This window comes from Candidatus Halocynthiibacter alkanivorans, from assembly GCF_003333265.1.
In the GTDB taxonomy this organism is placed as follows: Bacteria; Pseudomonadota; Alphaproteobacteria; order Rhodobacterales; family Rhodobacteraceae; genus Halocyntiibacter_A; species Halocyntiibacter_A alkanivorans.
The window spans coordinates 1-26,326 of record NZ_QOLB01000117.1 but is presented as its reverse complement, the minus strand read 5'-3'; the positions used below and the strand labels follow the sequence as shown (position 1 = coordinate 26,326).

General features: G+C 55.2%; 22 protein-coding genes, 1 tRNA gene and 2 pseudogenes. 17 read left to right on the top strand and 8 right to left on the bottom strand.

The features are described from left to right. Positions 1 to 196: 196 nt before the first annotated feature. From DWA01_RS14190 to DWA01_RS22980, 4 genes are all read right to left on the bottom strand, one after another. A complete protein-coding gene (locus tag DWA01_RS14190) occupies positions 197 to 502 on the bottom strand; it encodes a DUF4387 family protein (protein ID WP_114286470.1) in 306 nt (101 codons plus the stop codon). Next, positions 495 to 1,853, bottom strand: a complete 1,359-nt coding sequence (locus DWA01_RS14185; RefSeq protein WP_114286469.1) for an acyclic terpene utilization AtuA family protein — start codon at positions 1,851 to 1,853, stop codon at positions 495 to 497. Before DWA01_RS14185 ends, DWA01_RS14190 begins: the two co-directional genes overlap by 8 nt. A gap of 220 nt (positions 1,854 to 2,073) precedes the next feature. Continuing rightward, positions 2,074 to 2,385, bottom strand: coding sequence for a hypothetical protein (locus DWA01_RS14180; RefSeq protein WP_114286468.1), 312 nt, complete (start codon positions 2,383 to 2,385; stop codon positions 2,074 to 2,076). After that, on the bottom strand, positions 2,354 to 2,788 hold the full coding sequence (locus DWA01_RS22980) for a hypothetical protein (protein WP_136057758.1): 435 nt from the start codon (positions 2,786 to 2,788) through the stop codon (positions 2,354 to 2,356). Before DWA01_RS22980 ends, DWA01_RS14180 begins: the two co-directional genes overlap by 32 nt. A 418-nt stretch (positions 2,789 to 3,206) precedes the next feature. On the opposite strand from DWA01_RS22980, the gene DWA01_RS14170 reads away from it, so the two are divergent. The 7 genes from DWA01_RS14170 (at position 3,207) to DWA01_RS14135 (ending at position 9,138) form a co-directional block, all read left to right on the top strand. After that, a tRNA-Ser gene (locus DWA01_RS14170) sits at positions 3,207 to 3,296 on the top strand. A gap of 135 nt (positions 3,297 to 3,431) precedes the next feature. Continuing rightward, the gene (locus tag DWA01_RS14165; protein ID WP_235008558.1) at positions 3,432 to 4,634 is read left to right on the top strand and encodes a tyrosine-type recombinase/integrase; all 1,203 of its coding nucleotides are present in this window, start codon (positions 3,432 to 3,434) and stop codon (positions 4,632 to 4,634) included. Next, complete coding sequence (locus tag DWA01_RS14160; protein WP_114286465.1) at positions 4,634 to 5,296, top strand: hypothetical protein; 663 nt, start codon at positions 4,634 to 4,636, stop codon at positions 5,294 to 5,296. The genes DWA01_RS14165 and DWA01_RS14160 overlap by 1 nt, the downstream gene beginning before the upstream one ends. Before the next feature lie 92 nt (positions 5,297 to 5,388). Next, positions 5,389 to 5,601: a MerR family transcriptional regulator gene (locus DWA01_RS14155; RefSeq protein ID WP_114286464.1), complete on the top strand. Its 213-nt coding sequence runs from the start codon at positions 5,389 to 5,391 to the stop codon at positions 5,599 to 5,601. A 147-nt stretch (positions 5,602 to 5,748) separates the two neighbouring features. Then, the gene (locus tag DWA01_RS14150) at positions 5,749 to 6,135 is read left to right on the top strand and encodes a helix-turn-helix transcriptional regulator (protein ID WP_114286463.1); all 387 of its coding nucleotides are present in this window, start codon (positions 5,749 to 5,751) and stop codon (positions 6,133 to 6,135) included. After that, positions 6,132 to 7,745 (top strand): tyrosine-type recombinase/integrase, encoded by a 1,614-nt coding sequence (locus DWA01_RS14145; RefSeq protein WP_114286462.1) that lies wholly within the window; start codon positions 6,132 to 6,134, stop codon positions 7,743 to 7,745. Before DWA01_RS14150 ends, DWA01_RS14145 begins: the two co-directional genes overlap by 4 nt. A 1,051-nt stretch (positions 7,746 to 8,796) precedes the next feature. After that, positions 8,797 to 9,138, top strand: coding sequence for an arsenate reductase family protein (locus DWA01_RS14135; RefSeq protein ID WP_114286460.1), 342 nt, complete (start codon positions 8,797 to 8,799; stop codon positions 9,136 to 9,138). Between the two features lie 160 nt (positions 9,139 to 9,298). Here DWA01_RS14135 and istB read toward each other — a convergent pair whose 3' ends face one another. The 3 genes from istB to DWA01_RS14115 all read right to left on the bottom strand — a co-directional run bounded on the left by istB (position 9,299) and on the right by DWA01_RS14115 (position 12,074). Then, positions 9,299 to 10,063, bottom strand: a complete 765-nt coding sequence (gene istB / locus DWA01_RS14130; RefSeq protein ID WP_114286459.1) for an IS21-like element helper ATPase IstB — start codon at positions 10,061 to 10,063, stop codon at positions 9,299 to 9,301. Between the two features lie 424 nt (positions 10,064 to 10,487). Further along, positions 10,488 to 11,153 carry a HEPN domain-containing protein gene (locus tag DWA01_RS14120; protein WP_200832586.1) on the bottom strand — a complete coding sequence of 222 codons (666 nt, stop codon included), beginning with the start codon at positions 11,151 to 11,153 and terminating at the stop codon, positions 10,488 to 10,490. A gap of 60 nt (positions 11,154 to 11,213) precedes the next feature. Next, positions 11,214 to 12,074, bottom strand: coding sequence for a helix-turn-helix transcriptional regulator (locus tag DWA01_RS14115; RefSeq protein WP_235008557.1), 861 nt, complete (start codon positions 12,072 to 12,074; stop codon positions 11,214 to 11,216). A gap of 242 nt (positions 12,075 to 12,316) precedes the next feature. Here DWA01_RS14115 and DWA01_RS14110 point away from each other — a divergent pair, with 242 nt between their 5' ends. The 8 genes from DWA01_RS14110 to DWA01_RS14075 all read left to right on the top strand — a co-directional run bounded on the left by DWA01_RS14110 (position 12,317) and on the right by DWA01_RS14075 (position 23,897). Further along, positions 12,317 to 15,649: a TM0106 family RecB-like putative nuclease gene (locus tag DWA01_RS14110; protein WP_114286457.1), complete on the top strand. Its 3,333-nt coding sequence runs from the start codon at positions 12,317 to 12,319 to the stop codon at positions 15,647 to 15,649. Continuing rightward, positions 15,636 to 16,052 (top strand): hypothetical protein, encoded by a 417-nt coding sequence (locus DWA01_RS14105; RefSeq protein WP_136057757.1) that lies wholly within the window; start codon positions 15,636 to 15,638, stop codon positions 16,050 to 16,052. Before DWA01_RS14110 ends, DWA01_RS14105 begins: the two co-directional genes overlap by 14 nt. Beyond that, positions 16,049 to 17,179: a metallophosphoesterase family protein gene (locus DWA01_RS14100; RefSeq protein WP_114286455.1), complete on the top strand. Its 1,131-nt coding sequence runs from the start codon at positions 16,049 to 16,051 to the stop codon at positions 17,177 to 17,179. Before DWA01_RS14105 ends, DWA01_RS14100 begins: the two co-directional genes overlap by 4 nt. Continuing rightward, entirely contained in the window at positions 17,176 to 19,791 is a 2,616-nt protein-coding gene (locus tag DWA01_RS14095; protein ID WP_114286454.1) for an AAA family ATPase, read from the top strand. Before DWA01_RS14100 ends, DWA01_RS14095 begins: the two co-directional genes overlap by 4 nt. Positions 19,792 to 20,419: 628 nt before the next feature. Beyond that, positions 20,420 to 20,647 carry a hypothetical protein gene (locus DWA01_RS14090; RefSeq protein ID WP_136057756.1) on the top strand — a complete coding sequence of 76 codons (228 nt, stop codon included), beginning with the start codon at positions 20,420 to 20,422 and terminating at the stop codon, positions 20,645 to 20,647. A gap of 13 nt (positions 20,648 to 20,660) precedes the next feature. After that, a complete protein-coding gene (locus tag DWA01_RS14085; RefSeq protein ID WP_114286452.1) occupies positions 20,661 to 22,310 on the top strand; it encodes a hypothetical protein in 1,650 nt (549 codons plus the stop codon). A gap of 3 nt (positions 22,311 to 22,313) precedes the next feature. Then, the gene (locus tag DWA01_RS14080; protein WP_114286451.1) at positions 22,314 to 23,279 is read left to right on the top strand and encodes a hypothetical protein; all 966 of its coding nucleotides are present in this window, start codon (positions 22,314 to 22,316) and stop codon (positions 23,277 to 23,279) included. A 237-nt stretch (positions 23,280 to 23,516) separates the two neighbouring features. Continuing rightward, positions 23,517 to 23,897, top strand: coding sequence for a hypothetical protein (locus tag DWA01_RS14075; RefSeq protein WP_114286450.1), 381 nt, complete (start codon positions 23,517 to 23,519; stop codon positions 23,895 to 23,897). A gap of 1,585 nt (positions 23,898 to 25,482) precedes the next feature. Here the strand turns inward: DWA01_RS14075 and DWA01_RS14065 are convergent. Continuing rightward, positions 25,483 to 25,797, bottom strand: a pseudogene (locus tag DWA01_RS14065) (YaeQ family protein); the annotation flags it as partial. A 216-nt stretch (positions 25,798 to 26,013) separates the two neighbouring features. On the opposite strand from DWA01_RS14065, the gene DWA01_RS23895 reads away from it, so the two are divergent. Together DWA01_RS23895 and DWA01_RS23650 are read left to right on the top strand one after the other, a co-directional pair. Next, entirely contained in the window at positions 26,014 to 26,139 is a 126-nt protein-coding gene (locus DWA01_RS23895) for a hypothetical protein (RefSeq protein ID WP_268807742.1), read from the top strand. Beyond that, positions 26,136 to 26,326: pseudogene (locus tag DWA01_RS23650) on the top strand (IS3 family transposase); the annotation flags it as partial. The gene DWA01_RS23895 and the pseudogene DWA01_RS23650, both read left to right, overlap by 4 nt.

The window sequence follows — 26,326 nt, the reverse complement described above, 5'->3', positions numbered from 1 at the left end:
GGGGAGGGCGTGCGCCCCGCTCCGGGCCGACCCTGCCTTGGGCAGGGATCAGGGGCAGGCCACAGGAGCGGAGTACGGAACCGGGGTGCAGGAGCGGGGTACGGACCCGGGGCCGCCTTTGTCAAAGCTGCCAACGGCTGCAGGGCCAGCGTCCACTCAGCCAGTCGCCACGCAGCCGGCGCCCGTTCAGCCGGCCCTATTCAGCCAGCGTCAGCTCCGCCAGCAAATTGGCCCATTGCGCGCCATGCATATCGCGGTCCTGGCGGGTGCCCTGTACCACCGGGCGTGGCAAAGAAAACTTCACCACATTCAACGAGTCGATATCAAACCGCTTCATGGTCTCTGCGGGCACGGAAAACAGCCGGGCAACGTCGGCGGTCTTCAACGTCGCGGACACACGTCGGAACATTTCCGGGCTGCCACAAAACACGTCAATGGTAAGCCAGAACGGCCCGGCATTTTTGGAGCGGACTTTTTCGACCAGTTCACCCAGTTCAGCCATGATCTGTCTCTCTTACTTCGAGGCGGAACGCGTCCATCGGAGCGTCCAGCGCCATAATGTGATTCAGGCAGAATTCATACAGCGCGCCCCGTTGCATTTCCGCCGGAGAAAACGGGAAAGCGAAGGTCGGCATCGGCTCATCCTCAATCAGCGGGTGGTGCAGCAGATAGGGGTTTAGCATTTTGCCGATCTCCCGCGCCAGCTCTGCAGACTGCGCCGTAATAATGCCCATCACGCCAACCTCATGGGGGGTGCTGGTTTTGCTTTCCAGCGCGCCCAGGGTGGCATCCACGCCAATCAGACGGATCTCAATGTCAAACGCTTCCGCGGGCAGGGACAACCGGTCTTCCACTTTGGCGCAACATTGCGCGACGATGTCATCGGCCCATTGGCGGGCGTTTTCCACATAACGCCGTTCGCGCAGGATCGCCATACAGACGGACTGATAGCCGGCAATGCGGGCGCCCTCGAGTTTTACAGTGTACGCACCCGGGATCCATTCAGAGCCCTCAACCCGCACCGTGCGGGAATCCAGCGCAGTATAACAGGCCCGGGTCGCGTCCAGGTGCCCGCCCGGCTCATACAGAATATAAGGGTCGGTGTTTTCATACAGCATATGAGCCGACACCGTATAGGGCGTCGCCCGGGCGGTTTCCGCCAGCGGGAAGATGGTGAAGCCGGTCGCATCAAAGTCCAGCTGGATAACGCCTGTGCCGGGCTGTGTCGTTGCTATTGCGCCGCATTCGCCCACTTTGGCCCCGTGCCAGACCGCCCCGGCATGATCGCCGCGCATCAGCGGCAGGGCGGCAATGATTGCGGTGTCGGTGGTGCGGCCGGCGATGATGATATCAGCGCCAGTGTTCAGTGCCGCCTGTATTTGCTCAGCACCGGCCAACGCGACGATATTGCTGCAGCTTTTGATAATGTCTTCATTGATCGCGGGCGCCGCTGGCAGGGCGGTGACCCGTCCGTTTTCAAGCGCGGTAAGCACAGTCGCAGCACTCTGTCCCGAATAGAGCAGGGCGACCTTCAACTCCTGGCCAAGTTCTTCAGCGATCTCTTTGGTGATCTCAAACAGCCAGTCGACCGTCTGGTCCGCACCGCATGTGCCGGCGGTGCCAATGATCAGAGGCACCCCGGCCTGCGCGCGCGCCTGCATCAGCCCGCGCCATTCTGCTTTGGTGGAGGCGGCGGAATATTTTGACATTCCGTGGCCAAGATAGGACGGGCCGCTGTCGGTTGAACCGCCGTCGATCGCGATGACATCGGGCTTGTTGGCAATGCCCGCCATCAACGCGTCCCGGTCGTAACCCAGCCCCAGAGCGCCAGAAGGGATCAATACGCGGGTCATTGAGTAGTTCCAGTTTTAATGAGCATATTCAGACAAATGGCCTTCCGCTTAGAATTGGGCAGTGTCGCTGTGTGCCTGGGCAGATGCCGCTGTGCAGAGTGGTTTCCCTGGTGGCACGGGCACAGTCTCGCCCGGAAATTAGGCCTGTCTGGTGCAATTGTCCACCGTTGGAACCGCGCGCAACCAAGCAGGTCGCGCGCCGCGCAGCTTCAGAGACAAATCACAGGTCAATCTCGGGGCGATCTGGCGTCGCAGGTCCGGTTTCCAGGTTTGTGCAGCCGTTTATCCCGGCTTGCGCAAGCATTGCGCGCCGAAATTTCGACAGCGGCAACGGGTCGTTGAAATTCAATCTGAACTTAAATGGAAAACTCGTGACCGGGCCAAATCTTGCGAAACGTGTCCAGGTATTCATTTTGGAGATATCCGGAAGTAGTTCTTTAAGCTTCGTTTCAATAATCAGTGAAAAGGCATCATGGTCCGCAAGGCGCTCATATGGCCAGTCAAGGCCAGGGTAATACTCGCGCACCCACATTCTGAATAATGTCACGGCACGGCACGGCACGGTATGCGTTTTCGTATTTGGTGTTGAATGGCGCCGAAATTTCGTAAAAAGAAGTCCGGCCCGCTCGCTTTTTTTTCACATATGTGAGCTCATCCAGACGTAAGTTCCGCAAGTCAATTGATCTGACATATTTGAAGAAACCATTGTTCTCTTCGTTTGGTGCAAACTCACGTGCGAATGAAATGCGGCATGGCTTAATGTCGACGCTTATATAACCCATGTCTGTCAAAGAACGCCTGAGCAGCATTTCACTGTCATCCGTATTGGAACGCACGGGCTGCGCTATGCCGGAAAGTGAAATGGTGCTTGCAACAATTGCACCAAAAGAGAATAGCGTGCAGCGTTTTCTCAAAGCCTTGTTTTTTAACTTCATATATCTTTGTGCAACACTGATGATTTACGCTGCTTTGCCGGGCCGGCGCGCCAGTGTGTTCGCCAAATCAACACACGGGTGATCAGCGAAAATACTATGTGGGACAGGATTTAAGTTGGCCACTGGAAAAGCGGCTTCCCATAGCATTCACAACAGTCGCCAAAGCGGCAACAAGTCTGCGGAGGACGGCAGACCTGGGTTATCCGTCGCACCGTCGACAAATGCGATCCTGTGCTGCTGAGGGTGAACGGCGGGGTAAGGGCGGAAAATGGCAGTAATTCGGGCTCTGTATTGAATGAAAACGACAAAATTTGGCGAAAATCGTTTAAAATCAACACGTCTCGCCGTTTTGTAAAAATGATAGGTTGCAGAAGAAAAGCCTTGTGTCTCCAGTGGCATCTAATTATTACCCGTCCTTGGAGACGTGGCCGAGTGGTCGAAGGCGCTCCCCTGCTAAGGGAGTAGGCCCGGAAGGGTCTCGAGGGTTCGAATCCCTTCGTCTCCGCCACCACACAATTTTGTTAGTTTGAATTGGGTCGCCTTGGGCGGCCTTTTTCATTTGTTTACTTGAGCTTAGCTGGATTTTTCGTTTGTCTTGAGTTTCTTTCGGTTGTGCCTATATTCATTCCTTGAGTGGTATGAAATGTGGTATTTTGAAATGGCCCTATCTGGCAAGCTGACGAAGAAGCTGGTTGAGAATCTAAGCGCTGGGCGTCACGGAGATGGCAACGGCTTGTATCTGGTGGTTGATCCATCCGGCGCTCGGCGTTGGATCGTGCGGGTGGTGGTCAAAGGCCAGAAGAACAAAAAAGGCGCACCGCTGCGCACTGACTTTGGCTTGGGTGGGGCGGACATCGTGACGCTCAACCAGGCGCGTGAACGGGCGCTGGAATATCGCCGCATGGCCAAGCAAGGGTTGAACCCACGTTTTAATGCGCGGCAGGAGGTGCCGAGCTTTGAAGAGGTGGCGCGTCAGGTTCATATTGACCGGATGCCAACGTGGAAGAATGCCAAGCATGGTCAGCAGTGGATCAACACATTGCGGGACTACGCCTTCCCCAAGATTGGCCGGATGCCGATCAACAGTATTGATCAGCCGGAAGTGATGATGCGCCTTGCGCCTGTCTGGACGGAGAAGCATGAGACCGCGAAGCGGCTTGCTCAACGGATCAAGACGGTGCTGGATGTGGCGCGTTCCAAGGGGTTCCGATCGGGTGAGAACCCGGTCACCGCGATCAAGGACGCGCAGGCGTTGCCGAAAGTCAAAGCCAGGGTGAAGCACCACAAGGCGATGCACTGGAAAGATGTGCCGGATTTCTACGCTGACCTGAAATCCCGCAAAGCGATGGCAGCAAAAGCTCTGATGTTTACGTGTCTGACGGGATCAAGAACGGGCGAGGCCCTGGGGCTTCGCTGGGAAGAGATCGATTTTGAAGATCGCCTGTGGACCTGCCCGCCGGAACGTATGAAGACGGGCGAAGAGCACCGTGTTCCGCTGACGGATGAAATGCTGGCGATCATCGAGCCGTTGAAGGCAATGAAGTCTGACTACGTTTTTGAGGGGCAGAAACGGCACAAGCCACTGTCCAATATGTCGATGCTGATGCTGTTACGCCGAATGAGCGTTGAAGGCGTCACTGTGCATGGGTTCCGGTCGACATTCCGGGACTGGGCTTCTGAGGTGGCGAACGCCCCACGGGAGGTCGCTGAGAAGAGCTTAGCCCACTCCGTCGGGTCGGATGTGGAGAGAGCTTACGCACGTTCAGACCTGCTGGAAAAACGACGCGCATTGATGCGCGATTGGTCTCAATTCGTCGTAAGCGCCTGCAATCCGGTGGCGTCCTGATGGAAACAGTATTTATCGACGGCGCTGTGTTTCAATATATCGATCTTATCCGGGTTGCCTTGAGCGAGGAGGATAATACGCAGCGCTTGCAAGCGATCAAAAATGTGAAACATGACGTGGTGGCGTCGCGGCTTGAGTTGCTGCTGGACGAAGGCGACGGCGATTGGATGTCGGCTCCAAAGAATACCGAATTTGTCGCAGGGATGGCGAAGTCGGCCCCCGCGCGGCACGAGGCTATCTATGAATTCATGCAGACTGCCCGGCGGTATGAAGGTGAAAACGGACACGGGAATGAGCGGAAACTCAATATTGCCGAGCATATTGGAAAGTCGGTCTGGCTCTCAATTCGGGAAGGAAAGCTCCAGGGTGTTCAGGTTGTCGGTGGGATACTGCAACAAGTCAGTGATGCCGCGAGAGAATTCGGCATAAGTGGTGCCAGAGATAAGGATGCCCTCAGGAATATCTGGAAGAGGTATCGCGGCGTCGTCCACCTGGGCATGGCCATGGACCTCTGCGGAGACGATCCAAAAGCTGGAACTGGCGTTCTGGATCTGGCCGAAAGGATTCGGCGAGATTTGAGTGAAAATTGCCCGAGAGGCAAATCAAAACCGTATGTTGATGCAAGCGAGCAAATTTGTTTTGTCGGTAAATCAAGGGTTTAGGGTCCCCGGTTTCGAGACCGGGGACTGCCGGTCGATGTAGATCAGGGCGCATCCATTCGTTGCCACTCAAGGCAACGAAAGGAACACTTACATTGCCCAATCTCTTTGAAAATGATCGCTGCTACGTCTTGGGCGATCCAGAACTCGACATTATCGGTGATCGCGACAAACTGGCCCAATGGCGGCATAAGATGAAGGGCCCAGCCTTCTACCGCCTGGGCCGCAAGATCATTTATCGCGGCTCCGACCTGAATGAATGGGTTGATGCGGGCCGCGTTGATCCCGCTATGCGGGGGCCTTCCTGATGGTCGCCTCAATAGCTACGTCGCAGAGCGCGCGCCCGAGCACCTGTCTCCTCGCTGACGATCAATCCGTATTGCCCCTTCTGAAGGGGCGGTGCGGTGTTTTCAGGTTTCTGCTTCCCCCGGCGCTGGGCATGGGGGTGGCATCGAATGTCTGAGACCACACCGCATTCAAACGCTGATCTCGGGGACTTGTTCGGTTTCTGTGGTCAGGCCGATGCCGCGCCTCCGGTCAGGAAACGCCAGCCGAAAAAAGGCGATCCGGTTGCGCGCCCCGCAAAACCCCAAACGGCATCCCGGTTTCTTTCGATTGCCGAAGTTGCGCAGCGCTATGGTGTGTCGCACGCAACCGTTTGGCGTTGGGCAGAAAAAGGCGGCGATTTTCCACAGCCGATCAAGCTGTCCGCAGGCACAAGCCGCTGGTCAGATGAGCAGCTCTTCGAATTCGAAAGCCGCGCTTCATTGCGCCTGTCTCGCAAGAAATCGAGCTCGGCAGAAACGGCGGCAGAGAAGCTGAGCAGGAGTGCGACGTCATGAGCCGCTCCTATAAAAACGTTCGGCCAAAAAAGCATTTTGTGTACGCGGTCGATGACCTCATGACGCTCTACGGAGTTGTTCGAAACACTGTTTCAAATTGGGTCAAGGAAGGTCTGAAGCCATCGGATGGCTTCACTCCCTATGTGTTCCGTGGGGCGGAGGTGAAGCGGTTCAGTGATGCGCGGCGCCCGACAAACAAAGCGCATCTTCGTAAGGGAGAATTCAAATGCTTTGTGTGCGGCTACCGGATGTTCCCAGCGCCTGAATCGTTGAGCTGCGGCGCCACAAAAGGTGGGCTTCGCGGGTTGTGGGGGGCCTGTTCGAACTGTGGAGGCGTGGTCACAAAAAGAGTAAATGAGACCGATTGCGACAAGATTTTGAAGTGCGCCGATACCAATACCAGCCTGGCCTCCCTGGACGAAGGATATGAGGTAATCCCGGCTGGTATTGGGAACGATCGCCAGCCCAAGGCTGAGATCTGGTATGTGGTGAATGATCGCATTCTGTATGAGTGGCTGCATTTCGCGGGCCGTTGGGATGATAAAACGATCTCGGCAAAGCTTGCGGCAATCCGTCAGTTTGAGGATTTCTGCGATGGCAAGGCGTTTGCAAAGGTCACCATAGCTGACGTCGTGGCATTCCGTGAGCACCTCAAATCAAGTGTTGATGCCTCCGCAAAAGAACAGTTCAGCATATCGACAGTTCGGCATCGCGCATCGCACCTCAAGTCGTTCTTCGAGTGGTTGGTCGAGCAAAAAGGCTACCGTGGCCTGAACAAAACGCTTCCGCGCTATTTTGAGCTGCCGAAGAAGTTTGATGCTGTTGCCCTGGCCCCGAACAAACGCCCTGCGCCAACGCTGGAAGAAGCTGTTGAAATGGTGGGTGGCATGCCGTGCCGGACCAGCAAAGAACGGCGCGACCAGGCCATGATGGCCATTGCATTCGTGGCAGCTCTTCGGGCTGACACGATCACCTCCTTGAAGATCGGGCACCTTGAGGTGTCGGCGAAGATCGTTGTTCAGGATGCGAAAAGCTCGCGTACGAAGAATGGCAAAAGCTTACGGATCAACTTCTTCCCACTCCCCGCGATCTTTGCCAGGGTCGTCTGTGACTGGAAAACTGAACTGCTCGCACTGGGGTTTGAGGCAGAAGATGCTCTGTTCCCCGATGAAAAGCACCTTGTGAAACGCCAATTTGCCTCGTCCGCAGATAACATTCCGGTAATGTCTTCTACACATGCTGTTTCGGCGGCATTCAAAACGGCTTCGGAGCCTCTGAGGAAACGTTTTCCACCCCACTCAGCCAAGCGATGCATTGGGAACTTGAGCATGAAAATTTGCAAATCCCAGGAGGAAATGAAGGCCTGGTCCATGAATATGGGGCATGAAGATGAGGACGTGACGCTTAAGTACTACAAACAGATTCCAGACGAGCGCGTGTTCGAGATCTTCGATCAGTTTGATGCAGAGAATGTGGATACCGTAGATGATAAGGACCTTATGCTCCTTTATCACGAGCACAGGCTGGACAGGGGCACGCCTGAATTTGAACGCGCCAGAAGGCTGGTGCTTGAACGGCAAGCCAAGGGGAACGGAGCGGATGAAACATAGCACTGTCCATCTTTTTCGCGCCAGGTAGTTCAAGATTGTGCACGATTGAAATCTTGTCATTCCGAGAGCGCGGTTGTGATGCGGCCTTGGCCGTCGGAACAATTTGCGCAAGTAAACCAAAGGTCAGGTTCCGGATTCTCTTGCAGACAGACGAAACGCAGTAGGATGCTGTATTTCGTCGAATTAATGTATTTCACAATTCTTGAAGTTTTTTGGAAATCTCCGTCCGCTTGCTGTGATGCATTCGATTGCATCTGCTCAACGACTGCCCATTTGAACATTTCCTAACCGTCGTCTCCCTTTCGCGTAAGTTCTTATTGTTGATAAAGGGCACTACGCTGCACGCTATGTCGGAGAATATTGTTTGCTCCGAGTACGCGAATTCGGTCAACCTCTCAAAAGGGGTGCAGCCAGACGGGGTCGGATCTGCTCTATCGGGTTGAGTTCGCCTCTGAGACACTGGCGCGCCTGCCGAAAAACTGCGTGTCGCGTGGCCAGCGCTATCAAGTTCGCGGATATGCTTGAATTTACGACCCGATTTGACGGGATCACCACAGGGGCACGCCCAGGGCACGCGCGATTGTCAGCGAAACGGGCCACCCAGCAGGCCATTGCCAATCTGCGGTATATGGCGCGCCCGTCAGCAGTTTTGCCAGGGAACACGGTTATTATGAACTTACCCGTGTTACCATCCGCGCGATGTGCGTGGAGGATCACAAAGACAATCTGTTGCAGAACTTTACCAGGACAGAAGGTCCGCGGGTGGCAGGCGTCAGCAGCCCGCGGACGAGCTAGCCAACGGGTGCGAATTAGTCAAGTAACTACGAAAAGTAGACTTTGGCTGCGCCGCAGTCGTCACAAGCGGTCACAATGGGCCGTGAACTGGGACCACGGCAATCAAAGATCGCAACATATACTTGAGCGCAGACGCTGGGATCAACTAGCAGTTTCGGTTTTCAGGAAACATCTGAGGAGCCAAGCAGGATCGAATGGTTGCGTTGGAGGTGTTAATACATGAGATTGCAGGATCATCGCCGAAGGAGATTGCGACATGATGATCTATGGATTAAACACCTGCGCGATTTGCCAGAAGGCACGCAAGGCGCTGGAGGCCGCGGGCAAGAAGGTCGGTTTTCGCGATGTCCGGGCAGAACCTCTGAGCGAAGTTGAATTGGCTGAACTGATTGCAGAGTTTGGGGATCGGCTGGTGGATCGAAAGTCGAATGACTACCGAGCGCTTAACGATTGGCTGAAAAATTCGGAAGCAGAGGCGCAGGTCTCCGCCCGGCCTAAGGTGATGGCCCGCCCGGTAATACGCGATCGGGGTATTTTTTATCTGGGCTGGGATGAGGCAGTCCAAAAAGCTTTGCTCCCGGTGTCAACGGCGGAGTAAAAACCTGCCAGCTTGGCGGAGCAAAAGCAGGCCACTTGGCGTGACGGCAGCTTTGGCATTTTGTTGATGGACTGAGGGTTTTGTTTGTGTGTGCGCACTGGAACGTGTGGCGCCCATACAGCAAGCGGGTTCCAGGGTGCATTGGCCGTCAGGCCAATTGTTATTCGTTGGCTTTGGCGAGCCGTGACCGGCTTTGATTGAGACGATAGCTTTCGCCGTTCATCTCCAGAATGTTCACGTGGTGTGTCAGTCGGTCCAGCAGCGCGCCAGTCAGGCGCTCGGTGCCGAATGTTTCGGTCCATTCCTCGAATGGCAGATTGCTCGTGATCAGTGTGGATCCGCGTTCATAGCGTTGCGATATCAGCTCGAACAATAGCTCTGCGCCTGTTTTGCTGAGCGGCACAAACCCCAGTTCGTCGATGATCAGCAGTTTGACCTTCGCCAGTTGTCGCTGCAATCGTAGCAGACGCTTCTCATTGCGGGCTTCCATCAGCCCGTGAGCCAGTGAGGAGGCGGTGACGAAGCTGACCGGCAACCCCTTTTGGCAGGCCGCCAGCCCCAGCCCGAGCGCGACATGGGTTTTGCCGCTGCCTGATGGCCCAAGGGCGATGACATTCTCCTGCCGCTCGATCCATTCACAGCGCGCCAGCTCCAAGACCATCATCTTGTTTAGGGATGGAATTGCCTTGAAGTCGAAGCTGTCCAAACTTTTGACGGCCGGGAATTTTGCCGACTTGATCCTGCGCTCAACCATGAGCCGTTCGCGGTCGATCACCTCTAACTCTGTCAGGCGCGCCAGATAGCGAACGTGATCCACGCCTTCGGCGGCACAGATGCGGGCCTGCTTGTCGTGCTCGCGCAGGAAGGTTGGCAATCTGAGTGTTTTGAGGTGATGGGCCAGCAGCAGTTCGGGTGCAGTTGTCATGGCGCTTCTCCGCCCAGCAGGCGCATGTAGGAGGCTGCGGATGTTGTGGCGATGCTGGTTCTGGGCAAGTACGGATATTGTCTTCGGTCAACCACTGATCAATCTGCCCCGTATACATATCTAACTTCGGACGCTTGATCTCCGCCGTTCGGCGATAGCCAGGCGGCTCTGAATACGCCAACATCTTCGATACACTTTCGCGGCTGATGCCAAAATTCCGGACAATCTTGCGCCCGCTCAGCCCATCATGAAAATGGGCGCAACGCACCTTCAAATACAATTCCACGGTAAATATCCCCAAGCCCTCCCGAACACCGAAAGGACAAAGGTGGCCGACTATTAGGCCGCCCGCGACAGGCCAACACTACCGATACCGTGGCCGAGTATTGCTCCGCCGCTTACAGGTTTTCATGTCGATGCCACCTCACTCCACCACGGGATAGAAGGGTTTTCCCCAATCCTCGTCTGGGTGATCCATCATGATGTCAATGAACACCGGCATCAGAAACCCTAAAATCGCTGCGCCATCCCGCACCTGTTCGCGGTTTACTGCACTGTTCCAGGTAGAGCCGCCATGCACCAGTTGGTTGCGCAATACATACAGCCTGTCAAAGACGAAACTCAGGGTTCGGGCTGTATTTTGTGACTGGAGCGCCTGCGCAAAGCTGTGGGCTGAAGTCCTAAAGCGCTCCTCCCAGTCGTCGTATCCGTCGATACCGTTGTGATGCTGCCAAAACGGATTGAAAACATATCGGTTTTGCATGAGCATTCGGATCGGTCCTGAAAAGCTCTGCCAGATCGACTTGTAGATTCGTTGCTCGCCATCCAGAGCCACAATATTGTTGAAAAAATCAGCGAATGTCGAGCGTTCCCCGCGCGCAATGCTCCGGAATTCGCTTTCGCCGGCATAAGCTGCGTTGAACGCAATCCACAGGAATACAAACCGGACATCATGATCTTCGTGAGAGGCTTCTGACCGCCCAATCCAGCTGATCGCGCGATGCACTCGCAGGCCCATCGTTTCGGGAAACCCGTCGCGTATTTCGCGCTGTTTTGCTTTCAGTTCGGTATGGGGAATGGTTTCAGGCATGGGAAATACTCACTTGTGAAATGGCCGTGGAAAAATTTGATGAATTGGGCAAAGTGATACTCATGGCAAGGCATCGAAGTCGGATCGCCTGTAGTCTTCAGTCAGCTTTCGCAACCCAGAAGGCGCCAGAACCTCGACAGCATCGCCCCACTGATAGAGAAACCATGCCATTTCTAGCCAGCCAGCGGCATTGAAGCTCACGATCAGACTGCCATCCGGCTGCCGTTCAGACTTTTGGTGGGGATGAAACTGAAACCCGGCGGCACGTTCCGCTGCGGCAGGCGCGAATTTCCAGACAACCTCGCCGTATTGCGCGGGGTCCTGATAGGCGCCAAATGCTTTTGCCGCATGATCGTCGATTGAAAACTCCGGTTCAAAAATAAACGTTTCATCCAAGCTGGCGGCGTCAAGGATCCGGTCCATACGGAAGTTCAACAATTCCGGCCCCCGCGAAGGCTGACGCGCTACCAGATAACTGCGCAGGCCTAGCAGAACACCGTGCGGCTCCAGAATCCTTTCTGCACTATTCTTCTGACCGTAAGAAACGCGCAGTTTGAATGGGCCACGCAGTGCTTCGATTACCGCGTCCATTACCGCTGGGCGTTGCCCAGTCTGCGGGCCGGGGCGGGCGACATGGCCGAGGGATGACAACACGGCCTCGGCGTCAGCCTCGGCCCGAAGCGCATCCCGCACCGGCAGCTTGATCAAGTGCTGGTCACGCAAGTCTTCCAGTGCACGGGCATGGCGCAAGCGGTTGTTATCCTTAGCTTCGCGAACGGCAATTTCGAGGGCCTCAATCGTTGTTTCCTGACGTGGCTCCAAACGTTCAAGCGCGGGGTCTTGCAAACGCCAGCGCCGCCGCCGGTCTGACCCGTCCGTGATCTCCACATTCGCAAATGTGGCTTCCAGCGCGTCGGTCATGCGCTGAGCTGTGCGGTGGGAAATATCAAACTCGGTGCGAATTTCTGCAAGGCTGATACCGGCGTGACGCGAGGACGCGATCAGCGCGAGACGAAGCAGATCCTGAGCTTTTGCAAACGACATCTTCAACCACGACAGGAATTGACACCCTCATACGCTAAAGTTCAAAGTGAAATCTGTCGAGATGATTCTCTCGACGATGGTATTTTGAATATATCGATGCAATTTATGAGGGCATTCACATGAGGGAGATCGACGGCCGAATTCTACTTTCTGCGTCGGACCTCATGCGTTTCATGGGCTGCGCGCATTCGTCAACGCTAGATCTCATGAAGTTGCAAGGCAGAGGGCCGGACCCAAGGGCTGACAGCGAGGATGCCGCCCTGTTGCAAAAACAGGGCGATGCCCATGAGGCGGCGCATCTGGAAAAGCTCAAGGCAGACGGAGGCCGGGTGGTCGAGATCGGCAGTAACGATCTGGCTGCGAACGCCACGCGAACTCGCGGAGTTTTGGCCGAAGGTCCTGATGTGGTGTTTCAGGGAGCCTTCCTGTCCGGCAATTGGGGCGGCTGGTCGGATTTTCTGGAGCGTGTCGAGACGCCCTCGAAGCTGGGAGCATTCAGCTATGAGGTGACCGATACCAAGCTCAAACGCAAACCACATCCCAGCCATGTTCTGCAACTTGTGCTTTATTCCGATCTTCTCGCTGAAATGCAGGGGATCAGCCCTGAGTTTGCGCATATCGAACTGGGAAACGGCGAACGCGCGACACTTCGGCTGTCCGATTATTCAGCCTACGCCCGACAGGCCCGCGCCCGGCTGGAAGCCTTTGTGGCCGATCCGACAGAAACGCGACCCACGCCTTGCGCATCTTGCGGTCTTTGTCGTTGGGAGGATCATTGCAAATTGGTTTGGCAGGAAGAGGACAGCCTGTTCAATGTGGCAAATATCAGCCGCACTCAGGTGAAAAAGCTAGAGGCGGCGGACGCGCATACGCTGGAAGCCTTATCCACTCTGGATCATCCGGTACGCGGCATGGCCGGGCCCACTCTTCAACGGTTGGTGACACAGGCCCGCCTGCAACACGCTCGCAAAACCGGAGAGCCGGATTTTGTTCTGCGCACCCCAGAGCCCGGTAAAGGCTTTGATCTGTTGCCCGAACCGCAACCGGGTGATCTGTTTTACGACATCGAAGGTGATCCGCATTACGAGGACGGCCTTGAATATCTACATGGCGTCTGGGCAAAGGATTCCGGTTTTGTCACGTTTTGGGCGCATGACCACGCCGCCGAAAAACAGGCCGTTATCGATCTGTTCGATTTCTTCCGCGCCCGCCTCGCGCAATTCCCGCAGGCCCGGATCTACCATTATGCGCCTTACGAGATCACGGCCTTGCGCCGCCTGACGGCAAAATACGGTATCGGCGAGGCCTTCCTTGATCGCCTGCTGCGCGAGCGGCGTTTCGTCGATCTTTTCGCCGTAGTGCGCGGCGGGTTGATTGGCTCGGAACCCAACTACTCTATCAAATCCATGGAAGCTTTTTATGATCTCGTACGCGACGGCGAGGTCAAAACGGCGGGTGGCTCAGTCGTGGCCTATGAAAAGTGGCTGGAGACGGGCGAGCAGAAGATTCTCGACGAAATCGAGGATTATAACCGCATCGATTGTGTCTCGACCGAGGATCTGCGCAACTGGTTGGCGAGTATTCGGCCCGTAGGCATGTGGCCAGTTTTTGGCCTGGATGCCGCTGAACAGGAAATAGAGGAAGATGCGGAAGCGGACGCCCAGCGATCCATACTGTCTGCCTCGGACCTGACTGAAGAACGGCAGACTATGCTGTTCGATCTGGGGATGTTCCACGGACGGGAGGCAAAACCGGCCTGGTGGGCAATTTTTGACAGCCTCGCCAAGGACGAGGATGACCTGATTGATGATCTGGACGCGCTTGCCGCGCTTGAAGCTATCGGGCCTGCCGAGCCGATCAAGCGTTCCATGCAGCGCACATATCGTTTTCCAGAACAGGAAACCAAGCTGCGCGCGGGCCGTTCCGCAACAATCCCGACACCGGATGGGTTCGCAACGATTTCAGTGGTGGAACTGGACCGAACGACGCGCCGCATTACACTCAAGACCGGAAATGCGCGGGTGGCGCTATTAATGGATCACCTGACATTGCACCCAGACAAACCGATCTCCACCAAAGTCATTGCCGACGCGTTTCGCAACGTGATTGCCGATCAATGCGGACCGCGCCGCTATCGTGCATTGGATGATCTTCTGTCGCGCTGCCCACCACGGCTGGGAAACGGCAGTGCGGACATTCTGAATGGTGTAGAACCTGTTGCCGCAACCATAAGTGCCGTCTCGCGCATGCAGGAAACTGTTCTGCCCATTCAGGGTCCGCCAGGCACCGGCAAAACATTTGTCTCGGCGCGCGCGATCCTGTCGCTCGTGCGGGCCGGGTACAGGGTTGGCGTCTCATCAAACAGTCACGAGGCGATCCGAAATGTGTTATTGGGCTGCCTGGCTGCAGTTGAAGACGAAGACCTGCCAATCGCGCTGGAAATGGCACACAAGGTTTCCGTCGGCAATGATGGATATCCTGACGGTATCGAGGCGATCTCGCGCTCAACTTCAAATGATGATCCTGCGCTGGCGGAGTCACACGTGGTGGGCGGCACCGCCTTTTTCTTTGCCCGCGACGAGAACATTCAAGTCTTTGACTGGCTGTTTGTCGATGAGGCAGGGCAAGTGGGCCTTGCTAACATGCTCGCAATGGGGCGCGCCGCGCGCAACATCGTGCTTGTTGGAGATCCGCAACAACTGCCGCAAGTCATCCAGGGAGCGCATCCTCACCCGGCAAACCTGTCTTGCCTTGAATGGGTGTTGGGTGATCATGCCACCATCCCGTCCGATCGGGGTATTTTTCTGCCCGTTACACGACGGATGCACCCCGAAGTCTGCCGGTTCATTTCGGATCAAGTCTATGAAGGGCGGCTGGAAAGCCACCCAGACACAGCATGTCAGAGCATAACAGGCACATCTTTCCCTGAAGCGGGGGCATTCTGGGTGCCTGTTACCCACGAAGGCAATGCACAGACCGCCTCCGAGGAAGTGGCGGCGATCGGAAGCGCCATTGACGACCTTCTGAAGGGTAATTGGACCGACAATGAAGGCACTACACGCCCCATTCACGCGAGCGACATCATCGTCGTCGCCCCCTATAACGCCCAGGTCAACGCCCTGTCTGAGGCCGTGCCTGCAGGTATTCGTGTCGGTACCGTAGACAAATTTCAGGGGCAGGAAGCGCCAATCTGCCTTGTATCTATGACCGCATCTTCCGCCGAAGAAACTTCGCGCGGCATGGAATTCCTGTTTTCGCTCAACCGGATCAATGTGGCGGTGTCCCGTGCAAAAGGGTTGGCACTTGTGTTCGGCGCCCCAAGGTTGCGCGAAGCAAAATGCACGACGGTCGAACAGATGCGGCTGGTGAATACACTTTGTGCGTTGCCCGAAGGAAATATTTCAACAAACGGTGGATTTAATTCGCGAGGGATTTCTGATGACGAACGATAGCATTCCGGCGGCATTTTTAGCAAAACTGCCGGACGCCCGAAAAACGATGTGGTTCAATGCCATGAGAATAGTGAAAACCGGCAAGGCAGAGTATGCGCAAAAGGCAGCGCAGATTCTTGACGAATATGAAGCAATCGAATTGGCTGGTGATCGGCCAGAGGCGACAGAGCCTGCGGGCACCCTGATGTTTGAACCCCATGTCCACGGTTATGTCTCGTTTGGCTACGCCGATGGCCAATGCACTGTTTCCATCCGAAAGACTGAACAGCACCGACACGAGGGTAACCGAGTCTATCAGGTAATCGTGCTGGGACAGACAATGCCAGAAACCTGTCGCTCGATCGAAGAAGCTCGTGAGCTTGGCGCATTCGAGTATGGCAAACGATCTGGGGATGCTGCGTGATCCGCTTCATTCATACGTCTGATCTTCATTTGGGCAGCCGTTTCGGGAATATGCCCGAAGACGTTCGCGGACGCCTTGTCGATGCCAGACATCAAATTCTCGACCGTCTTGTCCAGGCAGCATGCGATCATGACACGGCTCATATTCTTGTGGCAGGCGATGTCTTTGATACCGAAACACCAACTGATCCCATTTGGCGTCAAGCTTTGTCGGCTATGGGACGCAATCCAGACATTCAATGGTGGTTGATTCCCGGCAATCACGACAGCCTTGCCGCCGAAAGCCTGTGGGATCGGTTTCGCCACCATGCTCCCGCCAATGTGCATCTGATCGACACCGCCGAGCCGGTCGAGATTGAGAAGGACGTGTGCCTTCTACCGTGCCCCATGCCGCGCCGGTATCCAGGTCGGGATCTGACGGACTGGATGGCGAACCACAAAACCGATCCGCAAGTGCTGCGTATCGGGCTGGCCCATGGCGCAATCCGAGATTTCAGCGAGGGAGGCGTGGAAGGTGATGATATCATTCCGCCTGATCGCGCCGAAGGGGCCGGGCTGGACTATTTGGCGCTGGGCGACTGGCACGGTGCCATTCCGGTTGGAAAACGGACTTGGTATTCGGGAACGCCCGAGCGTGACAGCTTTCGCCATGGTGGACGAGGAACCTGCCTTGCCGTGACGCTCGATGGCCCCAGCATTGCACCAAAGACAGAAACTGTAGAGACCGGAAAATTCTACTGGGCCGATGAGGGCCTGTCGCTCGTGCCCGGACAGGCGGCCGCAGAAGCATTCGAGGCGTTGTTGCCAGCAGATCGCAGCCTATTGCGCGATTACATATTCAGGGTTCGCGCATCCGGGCGTGCAACGTTGGCCGAGCAAGCCGCACTGCAGGTCGCTGCCGAAATGGCTGCACCTGAATTTTGCCACTTCGTTCTGGACACAAGTGCGCTTGAAACTGAATTTGAAGACGCTGACCTTGATGCGATTGATCATGCAGGTGCCCTGCGGGTGGCGGCCGAAGAACTCAGCAAAAAGGCGCAGGACAGTGAGCGCAGTGCCGAGGCGCGCAAAATATCCGCGGCTGCCCTGAACCGGCTATACGGATATCTTCAGGAGGGGCAAAAATGAAACTTATTTCTGTCACGCTTAGCGATATTCGCCGTTTTGATAAACCTGTCCGCATTGACGGAATAGGAGACGGATTAAATGTTCTGACCGCCCCCAATGAGTACGGAAAATCCACATTGTTTGATGCTCTGCAGGCGGTGTTTTTCCAGGTGAATCGTGCCAAAAGCAAGGAGATCATGGCTCTGAAACCGCATGCGGGCGGGGCTCCGCAGGTTGAAGTCGAGGTTGAAACCCCGGATGGTCGGTTCCACATCATCAAGCGTTGGCTGAAACAGCCGATGGCGGAGGTGTATAAGGGTGATCGACTGATCGCCAAGGCGGATGATGCCGAGGCCTGGATTGCTAAATTAGTGCATTCTGGAGATGCGGGAGGGCCTGCCGGATTATTATGGGTGCGCCAAGGGATTACGGCGCTCGACCAAGGTTCTAAAAAGGAAAAGGAAAGTGCGCAGCACGCCCGACAGGATCTGATGTCTTCGGTTGCAGGCGAAGTTGAAGCCCTCACCGGCGGGCGACGCATGGATATCGCAATTGACCGGTGCCAAGATGATCTGAGCAAGTATGTCACGGCAACAGGGCGGGTGTTGAAAAGTGGCCCGCTGGATACGGCCGAAAAGGAAGTGGCCAGCAATGCGCAGCGTAAGAGCGAATTGGAAGACACCGTGCGGGAACTTTCCGGCGCGATTGACCTGCGGCGCGGCATAAAAAAGACGCTTGCTGAGCTTCAGGATGCAGATGTGATCTCCGGCCGAGAACAGCGTCTTTTAGATGCCACCAAAGTTCATGACGATGCGCGGCGCCATGCAGATAGCGTGTCACGCGCGCAAAATGCGGTGAAAACGGCAACTCTGGAACGTGATGCTGTGAAAACCAAGCTGGAAGAACTTATAAAAGCCACAAAATCGTTTGCGAAAGCGCAGAAGGATCAATCGGACACATCTGAATTTGCAGCAGAATGCGTCAAGACGCTGAAGGATTTCGAGGCGGAATTTGTGTCCTGTAAGGCTGATGTAAAAACGGCCCGCGAGGGTGAAGAAGTTGCCGTAAAGACCCTTAACGCCGTTCTGAAAGCCGAGAGCGGGCGCAGCGCCGAAACGCGTCGAAAGGATCTGAAAAAGCGCATCAACGACGTCGAAGCATTGGCTAAGTCAATCACCGGCGACAGTAAAGCAGCGGTGACAGGCCCGGACCACAAAACGATCAAAAAGCTGGATGTGCTGTCACAGGAAGTCTCTGTTCAACAGGAACTACGCACGCGCAGCGCTCCACAAGTCAGCTTGAGTTATGTCAGTGCTGAAATCCCGCGAGCCACGATTGCAGGGGGTATTCTGAAAGATCAGGAGGTTGTCCCTCTCCCGGATGGTGCCACGATTGACCTTCCGGGATTTGGCATTCTTACCCTGCGCCCTGGGCAGGGCGCCAACGATGATGACGAATTAAACAAGGCTGAGACAAATTTTGCGAAGTCGCTGGATGACGCTGATTTTTCGACACTTGATGCGGCACGCAAGGCAGCAAACCAGCGAGATGAAGCTGCCAAGCGGGTTCAGGATGCCAAAGATAAAGTTTCACTTCTTGCCCCGGATGGTCTGGACGAGTTGCGCATAGAACTTGCGTCTTTGCCAGAAGCGGTTGAGCCGGATGCAGACTTACCAAATCACAAGTCCGCACAAGAGGCTGTGGACGCAGTAAAAACGAGCCTGAGGAAAAGTGAAGATGACCTGGAGGCTGCGCGAGATCAGCGCGATCAAGACCGAGACGCCGCAGCCCGCGCCAGTGTTTCAGCGGACGCAGCCCAGGCAGCTCTGGAGGAGGCCGAGATCGCGATGAAGGCGTTCGAGAATGCGGATACTCTGGAGCGGAAAACCATTATCGAATTGGATGACGCCAGCTCGCTACTCGGGAAACTAGAAAAAGAATATACAAATCTGGCCGCAGAAGCCCCTGACCTCTCCGTGAGCCAAGCGGCATTGGATCGAGCCAAATCCGTGTGCCAACAGGCCGAAACCGAAATCATTGACTTGGGGCGGGAGCTTGCAGCCCTTGATACGAAAATTGAGCTTCGCTCGGGGGAAGGTGTTGAAGAAGATCTTGCCGACATGACAATTCGTTTGGGAGCTACTGAGAAAACGCTGGCGGCCCTGCATTTCGAAGTTGAGGTTTTGAACGAACTTGCCGGAACGCTTGATACCGCCCGCGCCACCGCAAGGGACAGGTATTTCGAACCGGTGATCGCTGAGCTAAAACCGTTACTCAAGTTGCTCTGGCCCGATGCCGATCTAATATTTGACGGGGACAGTATTTTGCCCACGGCTCTGGTCCGTGACGGGCAGGAAGAGAGCATTGGTGTCCTGTCGGGAGGCACACAGGAACAAATTGCGCTGCTGGTCCGTCTGGCATTTGCGCGATTACTTGCCTCTGGCGGGCGTCATGCGCCCATTATTCTGGATGATGCGCTGGTTTATACGGATGATGATAGAATAGAACGCATGTTTGATGCTCTGCACAGACAAGCAGGTGATCTGCAAATTATTGTGCTTAGCTGTCGCCAGCGTGCTTTCCGGGAGCTTGGTGGGCAAAAATTGGCTTTCAAGGTCGTTTCAGATGATTAACGCATCGAGTCGGGAAAACCATAGGTGAAGTGGCAATATTAAGTACATGGATGATACCAGAGACCGAAAAGGTACTGCGCCCGGGATTCTGAGCGGCGATGGTTGGCAACATTTTGTTGCTGAAAAAGCAAACGAGCTATTAAGCACCTATCGGCTATTTCCGAACCGACTTCTTTAAGATTCCGTGCGGGAAGCGAGTACACAAGGAGACTAAAGCCCGTAATCACTGGCTTCAGAGACGAATTAGGGCGTTTGAAGTAGGCAAGAATATCTCGTGGAACAGGTTTTTGCGCGTATGCATCGCTTTAACGATGGGATCTCCCATTTCTCCGGCGTGTTGCCCCGTCGACGCGCCAATTACTTGTTCCCAGATAGTACTGCTCACGCCAAATTAGATTGCAGTCAAGGCTGTTTCCACACCGAAGGGAGTGCCCAATTTTTACGGACGGTTCCACATACGCTGAAAACTCCGAAAAATAGACTCCGAAAATAAGTCGGATATGACTCTGGTATCGGAGTTCCCGAACGGCCTAATGTCTGAATAATGGACCTAGCAACAAGCTCGGAGGGTCCGATGATTCATCTACAATTATCACGCCATGCACAGTCGCGATGCCAAGCACGGGGCGTGACGCGACACTTTCTCGATGTGCTGGTCGAACATGCGAATGTGGACCATCCGATCGGAGGGAATTGCAACCTTCTGCGCGTGAGTTCGCGCCAGGCGCGCCGGCTGAACAGCGACGACCGGCTCGGGAAATACGCGCTGATCTGGAGCGAAGACACCGGCACGATCGTAACGGTCATGCCACTGCACCGGGGAAAGGGCGGCGCGCGATACCGCCGCCAAAACTGAGGAGGGGCCGAGAATGACGATATACGATCGCGATGAAGCCCGCGAGCGTCTCACCAAGGAATCGCTGGAGTTCCTTGAGGAATGGAGCATGGCGGCTGAGGTGGGTTTTAAGCTCCGTGGGGATGATAATCTCCGCGCTGGTCTCTTTCTCCGGAATGCCTGGCGGAGGGCCAGTGCGGCTGGCCTGCGCAAAATTGACTTCCAGGACCAGGTCTTCGAGAAGTTGAAGTGGGGCCACAGACGCCGACAAAGTTTTAAGTACGATAACTACAGAATTCTCAACATGTTTGATCTCGTTGACGATTGCACAATGGCCTACTACAGAGAGCACCCACGGAAGGCCCCGATGAGGGGGCTTGAGCCGTATCTTGTGGCGGTCGGGGTCGCGGCGGAGGCCTGCGGCGAAAACCCGGACAACTGTAAGATCGAGCTGCTGCGATCACTCTCGATCAGCCGCAAAAAGTCGCCCACTGCTGAAACGGAGAAGGATGCGACGCGGGAGTGGGAAAACCTTTCACTTCTGCTCAACAGTCTCTGCCGGGAAATTGCCTGTGGGGCTTCGCTCGGCAGTGTGTTGGATGCGATCCAGAGGATGAGTTGCCGCTGGGAGATGTTCGATGCACAGCTCGTGCCGAGCGACGGCAATTGCATGATTGACCTGGAAAGCCCCATCCACCCGATCTACGAGCCCGGAGTCTATTTCGAGGAGATGTTCCCGTTTCCGTCGGTGGAGCTCCTCTTGGTGCCTTATATGTTGGGCGAGATGGAGTTTTTACTTGCACCGGAAGACGATCTTCGGCGGTACGATCTCGACCACCTTGGAACTGGGGAATTTCTTCGACCCGGGATGGGGGTTCACTCCGGCGGATCCATCGGCCCGCGCGAGCATTACAGTATCCCCGAGACGACAGGACAGGTGAATCTGCCGGGGATTGTAATCCTTTATCGGGAGCTGCGGCTCGCGGTCGTCCCAGACGGCCAGGGTGGTTTCGCTGGCGCTATTGAGACGCGCCCCCGGGTCGTCGTGTCGTTTTCCGAAGAGACCGACTTTGCGGGAGAACACGTTGTCCATGCGGGTTATGAGCCGGATGTCTTGCGTGGCCTCTTCTATGCGCGGACCGACGAAGGCGGACCCGTCTTGCCAACGATTTCGCGCGCAGACGGCGAGCGCTGGCGGATTCATTATGGCGAGGACATGCCCATCGTAGGCGGGTTTCTCCTTCAGAACCCAAAGCTCGAAACCTGGTACTTCGAGCCGGATCCTGTTGGCCGACAAGGCTTTGTGGAGACAGAAACGGGTTATCTTTCGTATACGCCTGTGACGCCAGACTACCTGCGGTATTGGCTGGGAAAGAACTGGTCCATCGGACCCTGTCATGCACAAATCGCCTGGGGCGAACTTGATGCGACCAGTTCGGGCGGGGACGGCGCCGAGAGCGACTGGGTACCTCCGCTTCACGAGCGGAGCTTTCCAAGGCTACCGATAGCAAAAGCTGTAGAGCATGCACTCTACAGCGGCACCCTGGAGCGCCGTCTCACAGAGGTGGTATCCGACCTTAAGCGCCAAACCGCGCGCCTCGAGCGGGCATGGCATGCTGCCCAGGACCGGAATATCGAAAATTGGATAGCGCGCTTGAAAGCCCGCAGTGAAGGGGAGTTCTGAGATATGGCCCGGAAAATCTACGAACGTGACACCGATGAGCTCTTCGCAAGGGCCCTGATGCAGGCAAGTGTAGCCGAGACCTTCCTGGACGCGATCTTCGACTTTGACCGGAGTATCTGCAAAATCCGCCGCCAGACAGCACATGTGGGGCACACCGGAACCATTGATCTCGAAATCGAGCTTGCTTGCGGCAGCCGTCTCCTTATCGAGAATAAGATCGACGCGGCCTACAGCATTTCTGGGGAGGGCATTCCACAGCCCGAGCGCTACGCCGCGAGCGTGACGGCGCTGCGAGAAACGGGGGTCGAGGCGTACTCCGTCCTCCTGGCGCCTGAGGTCTACCTTGGATCAAGCCGGTCGGGCGCGCTCTTCGATCGGCAGGTGTCCTACGAAACACTGCTACCAGCTCTCACTGGCGCTGAACGAGCCATGCTCGAGGAAGCGATCCGCCAGGCGGAAGAACCCTACGAAGCTGAGCCGAACCTAGCCTCGGGCGAGTTCTTCGAGGACTATGTCGCGCATGCGAGCGGGAACTGGCCAGACCTTGTGATCAAGCGAAATCCGAACGGGAACAGGGTGCGTCCAACGGAGTCGCGAACGATATACTTCGACGTTCCGCACACGCTACTGTCCCTGGCAGGGCTGCCGCGCCCGCGAATGTCGCTTCAGTGCCGCGACAGCGCTGCACCATCCGCCTCTGTCAAGATCATGCTAACCGGCATGGCGGGCGCCTGCGGCGTGGTCGGGGTTGCCGACGGACTGCGCGCGATCGGGGGCTACATTCGACCGGCTGGCCGCTCGCTCGGCTTTGTAATTGATACGCCGCAATTAGATACCCAACGTATCCTTAGTGAGCAGATCGAGGCTGTGGATACTGGCCTAGTGGCCGCCGCGCGTCTCAGAGAGTGGTGGAATGGCGCGGAAGCGGAGCTCGCGCCGCTCGCAGCCTGGAGAGCGGCTGGAGGCTGATCTGCTTGAAAAGTTCTGCGACCGGATTGGGGCTCCTATGCATGTCACAAGGGAACATAGTCGAACGGTTTGAGGAGCCTAACGTCCAGTTGCACAAAATCAGGGAGGTGCTTCCAACCCCGCATGCGTTTCTAGAAGGGTTCCTTACTCACATGGCTGACATTTGCAGATGGGCAGGGATCGCAACCAAATCGCAAGAATGAAACGGGCGCCAAAAACACTATTGGAGGATTTAAGTTGAATAATGAAAAACTCATCGCGACGGTTCCCGATAAAAGCACCAAATCTTTGACGCAGATGCGTACTAATGCGCGAAAGGAAATTGATGAGAACCAAGAGATCCTTGAAACAAAATCCTTTATTCAAGTTCTCGACCAAGAGCTCCTCCATCGTGTCTCGCCGGTTCATGGTGGATGGAAGTGTGGCACGCAGGAAGAACCCAGATTCTTTTTCCGTAGTGGACCAAAAATTGGATTAGTATGGCGAAAAGTTACGCACACACATACAAACAGCGACATCTATCACGCCGAACTATTTGGCGAACCAGTCAGGGGCGAGTTCCAGAGCGTTGACGAAGCACGTATGGCGGTTCAGCAAGCATTCGAAATGCGATGCTAGCATTCATTCTGATTGCGATAGTCGTTTCGGCTGTTCTTGTGTTTCTTTCCTGGGAACCTGTGCGTCAGTTTCTCCATGCTTTGTTCGGCTTAACAGTTCTCGTAAGCCTTGTATGTGTGATTTCCCTGGTGATTTGGCTAGCGCTGAAGGCATAGCGTGGACAAGTAAACTAAGCCATATTGGACGACTTTCACCAAGTTGGTGTTTCCAGAAGTCTGCGCTTGTTTCACAACAACTCTCAATCCTGGTGCAGGTAGCCGTCAATCTACACTGATTGTAAACCGCCAAAACCTCTCGAGTATCCAAACGTCGAAAGGGCCCGCTTTTGCGCTGCTCGCGACCGCACAACTCCGCAGTTACCGTGGCGGAGTATTGCTCCGTCATTTCACGGGACACAACTTCTGGCAGAAACACCTGGGAACGAAGCCGTGAAGTGTCAGAATGAGTATCGCGCAAAGTGAGCATAGATCAAAGCCGATGTCTTCCGGAGCCCCGAGATGGCGTATCAATAGCGTGCAAACGGAACTCTACCCGTGGAAACGCAAATAGGGTCTCCTGCGCTGCGGTTATTACGAATCGAAACGAGAACGATTTACAGAATTATATTTCCTCTTTGCCGCCCTCGCAGCAGATTTGAACCGATTCTCAGCGATCTACCCAGACATTTCCATGAAAGAATTGAGAAATGCTACTTCTCGTGTAGCCGCATGAAGTCCTGCGAAGGCATTGCTCAACTTGTCTTTTTCAAGCATGAAAATTGCGATCAAGAAAAGATCGCAGCATTCGATTTGAAACGCGGGCCTCGTGCGCCCGATCCTTTTCAGGAATCGAATGAACCTTAGCCCTTCACGCCGAGCCTCGGTCAAGTGACCGGGAGTGTCAAGCTAAGGGGAACGGAGTGGATGAAGTATAGCACCATCCATCTTTTTCGCGGCAGTTAGTTCAAGATTGCGAACGATTGAAAACTGATCATTCCGAGATGGCGGTTATGATGCGGTCTTGGCCGTCGGAACAATTTGCGCAAGTAAACCAAAAGCCAGCTGCCGGTTCCTCTAGCAGGCAGACGAAACGCAGTAGGATGCTGTATTTCGTCGAATTAATGTATTTCACAATTCTTGGAATTTTTCGAAAACCTCCGTCCGCTTGCTGTGATGCATTCGATTGCATCTGCTCAACGACTGCCGATTTGAACATTTCCTAACCGTTGTCTCCCTTTCGCGTAGGTTCTTATTGTTGATAAAGTGCACTACACTGCACGCTATGCCGGAGAATATTTTTTGCTCCGAGGACGCGAATTCGGCCAACTTCTCAAAAGGGGTGCAGCCTAGTCGGGGTTGGATCTGATCCATCGGGTTGAATTTGCCCCTGAGACCCTGACGCGCCTGCCGAAAAGGGGCCGTTATTGACAGTTATGGCAAAGGGAAGCGGTCCGATTGCTGCGCCAAGCACATATCGACGAGAAGGGCGGGTTCCTAGCTTTCGCTGCGAATTGCATTGACGTCTGCTCAGCGGGGCGGTTTCAACGGGTCAACGACGCAGCATTCTACAGTCTGGGCTCTTATGTGCATTGTGAGCAGATCGACGATCAATGATCAGCATTTTTCCATTTGGCCGGGGTCACGTAAACGATGCTATCATCAACACTGACCATCACATCGCCGTCCTGAATATTAACCTGCAGCTTCATCGAGCGACTTGCTAGTTATCCCAGTTCGCGGGTGTCCGTCTCTGAAAAATTTATAACCTGAAGGTTATCAAACCGAGTGGTACTGTTTTTGATCTTCTCCCACCACATCTCAGCCGTCCTGCCGCCGTAACAATAGACAATCACCTCGTTGGCTCTGCCACAGGATTGACGAACAATCTTCTCGCTCGGAAGTCCCAATGCCACCCACAACTTGGTCTTGTCCCGATTTAGTTCCGGTCTCTTTCGAGCGATATTCGCAATGAAGGAGACAAGAAATGGCACCAAGATACGGCGAAGAATTCCAGCGTGACGCGGTTCGCATTGCAACGACCAGCGGGCTGACGCGACCCCAGATTGCGTCGGATTTTTTTGGGGGGGGGCGTTTCGACCCTGAACAAGTGGGTTCAACAACATCAGAACGACGACCTGATGTCTGGCCCACATGAAGATGTAGAGAAAGAGAACGCCCGCCTGCGCAAGGAAAACCGGGTTCTGCGCGAGGAGAGGGAGGTCCTAAAAAAGGCGACGATCTTCTTCGCAGGACAAAAGGCGTGAGGTTTGCCTTTGTCGACACCTGGAAGAAGATCTGGTCTATCGAGTTTCTCTGCAGTGTTTTGCAGGTGACTTCTCGCGGCTTTCGCGCTTGGAAATCCCGTTCCATCAGTCAACGTCAGCGTGATGACATGGTGCTTTTGGCGCATATCAGGGACCAGCACCGGCTTAGCCTGCAAAGCTATGGCCG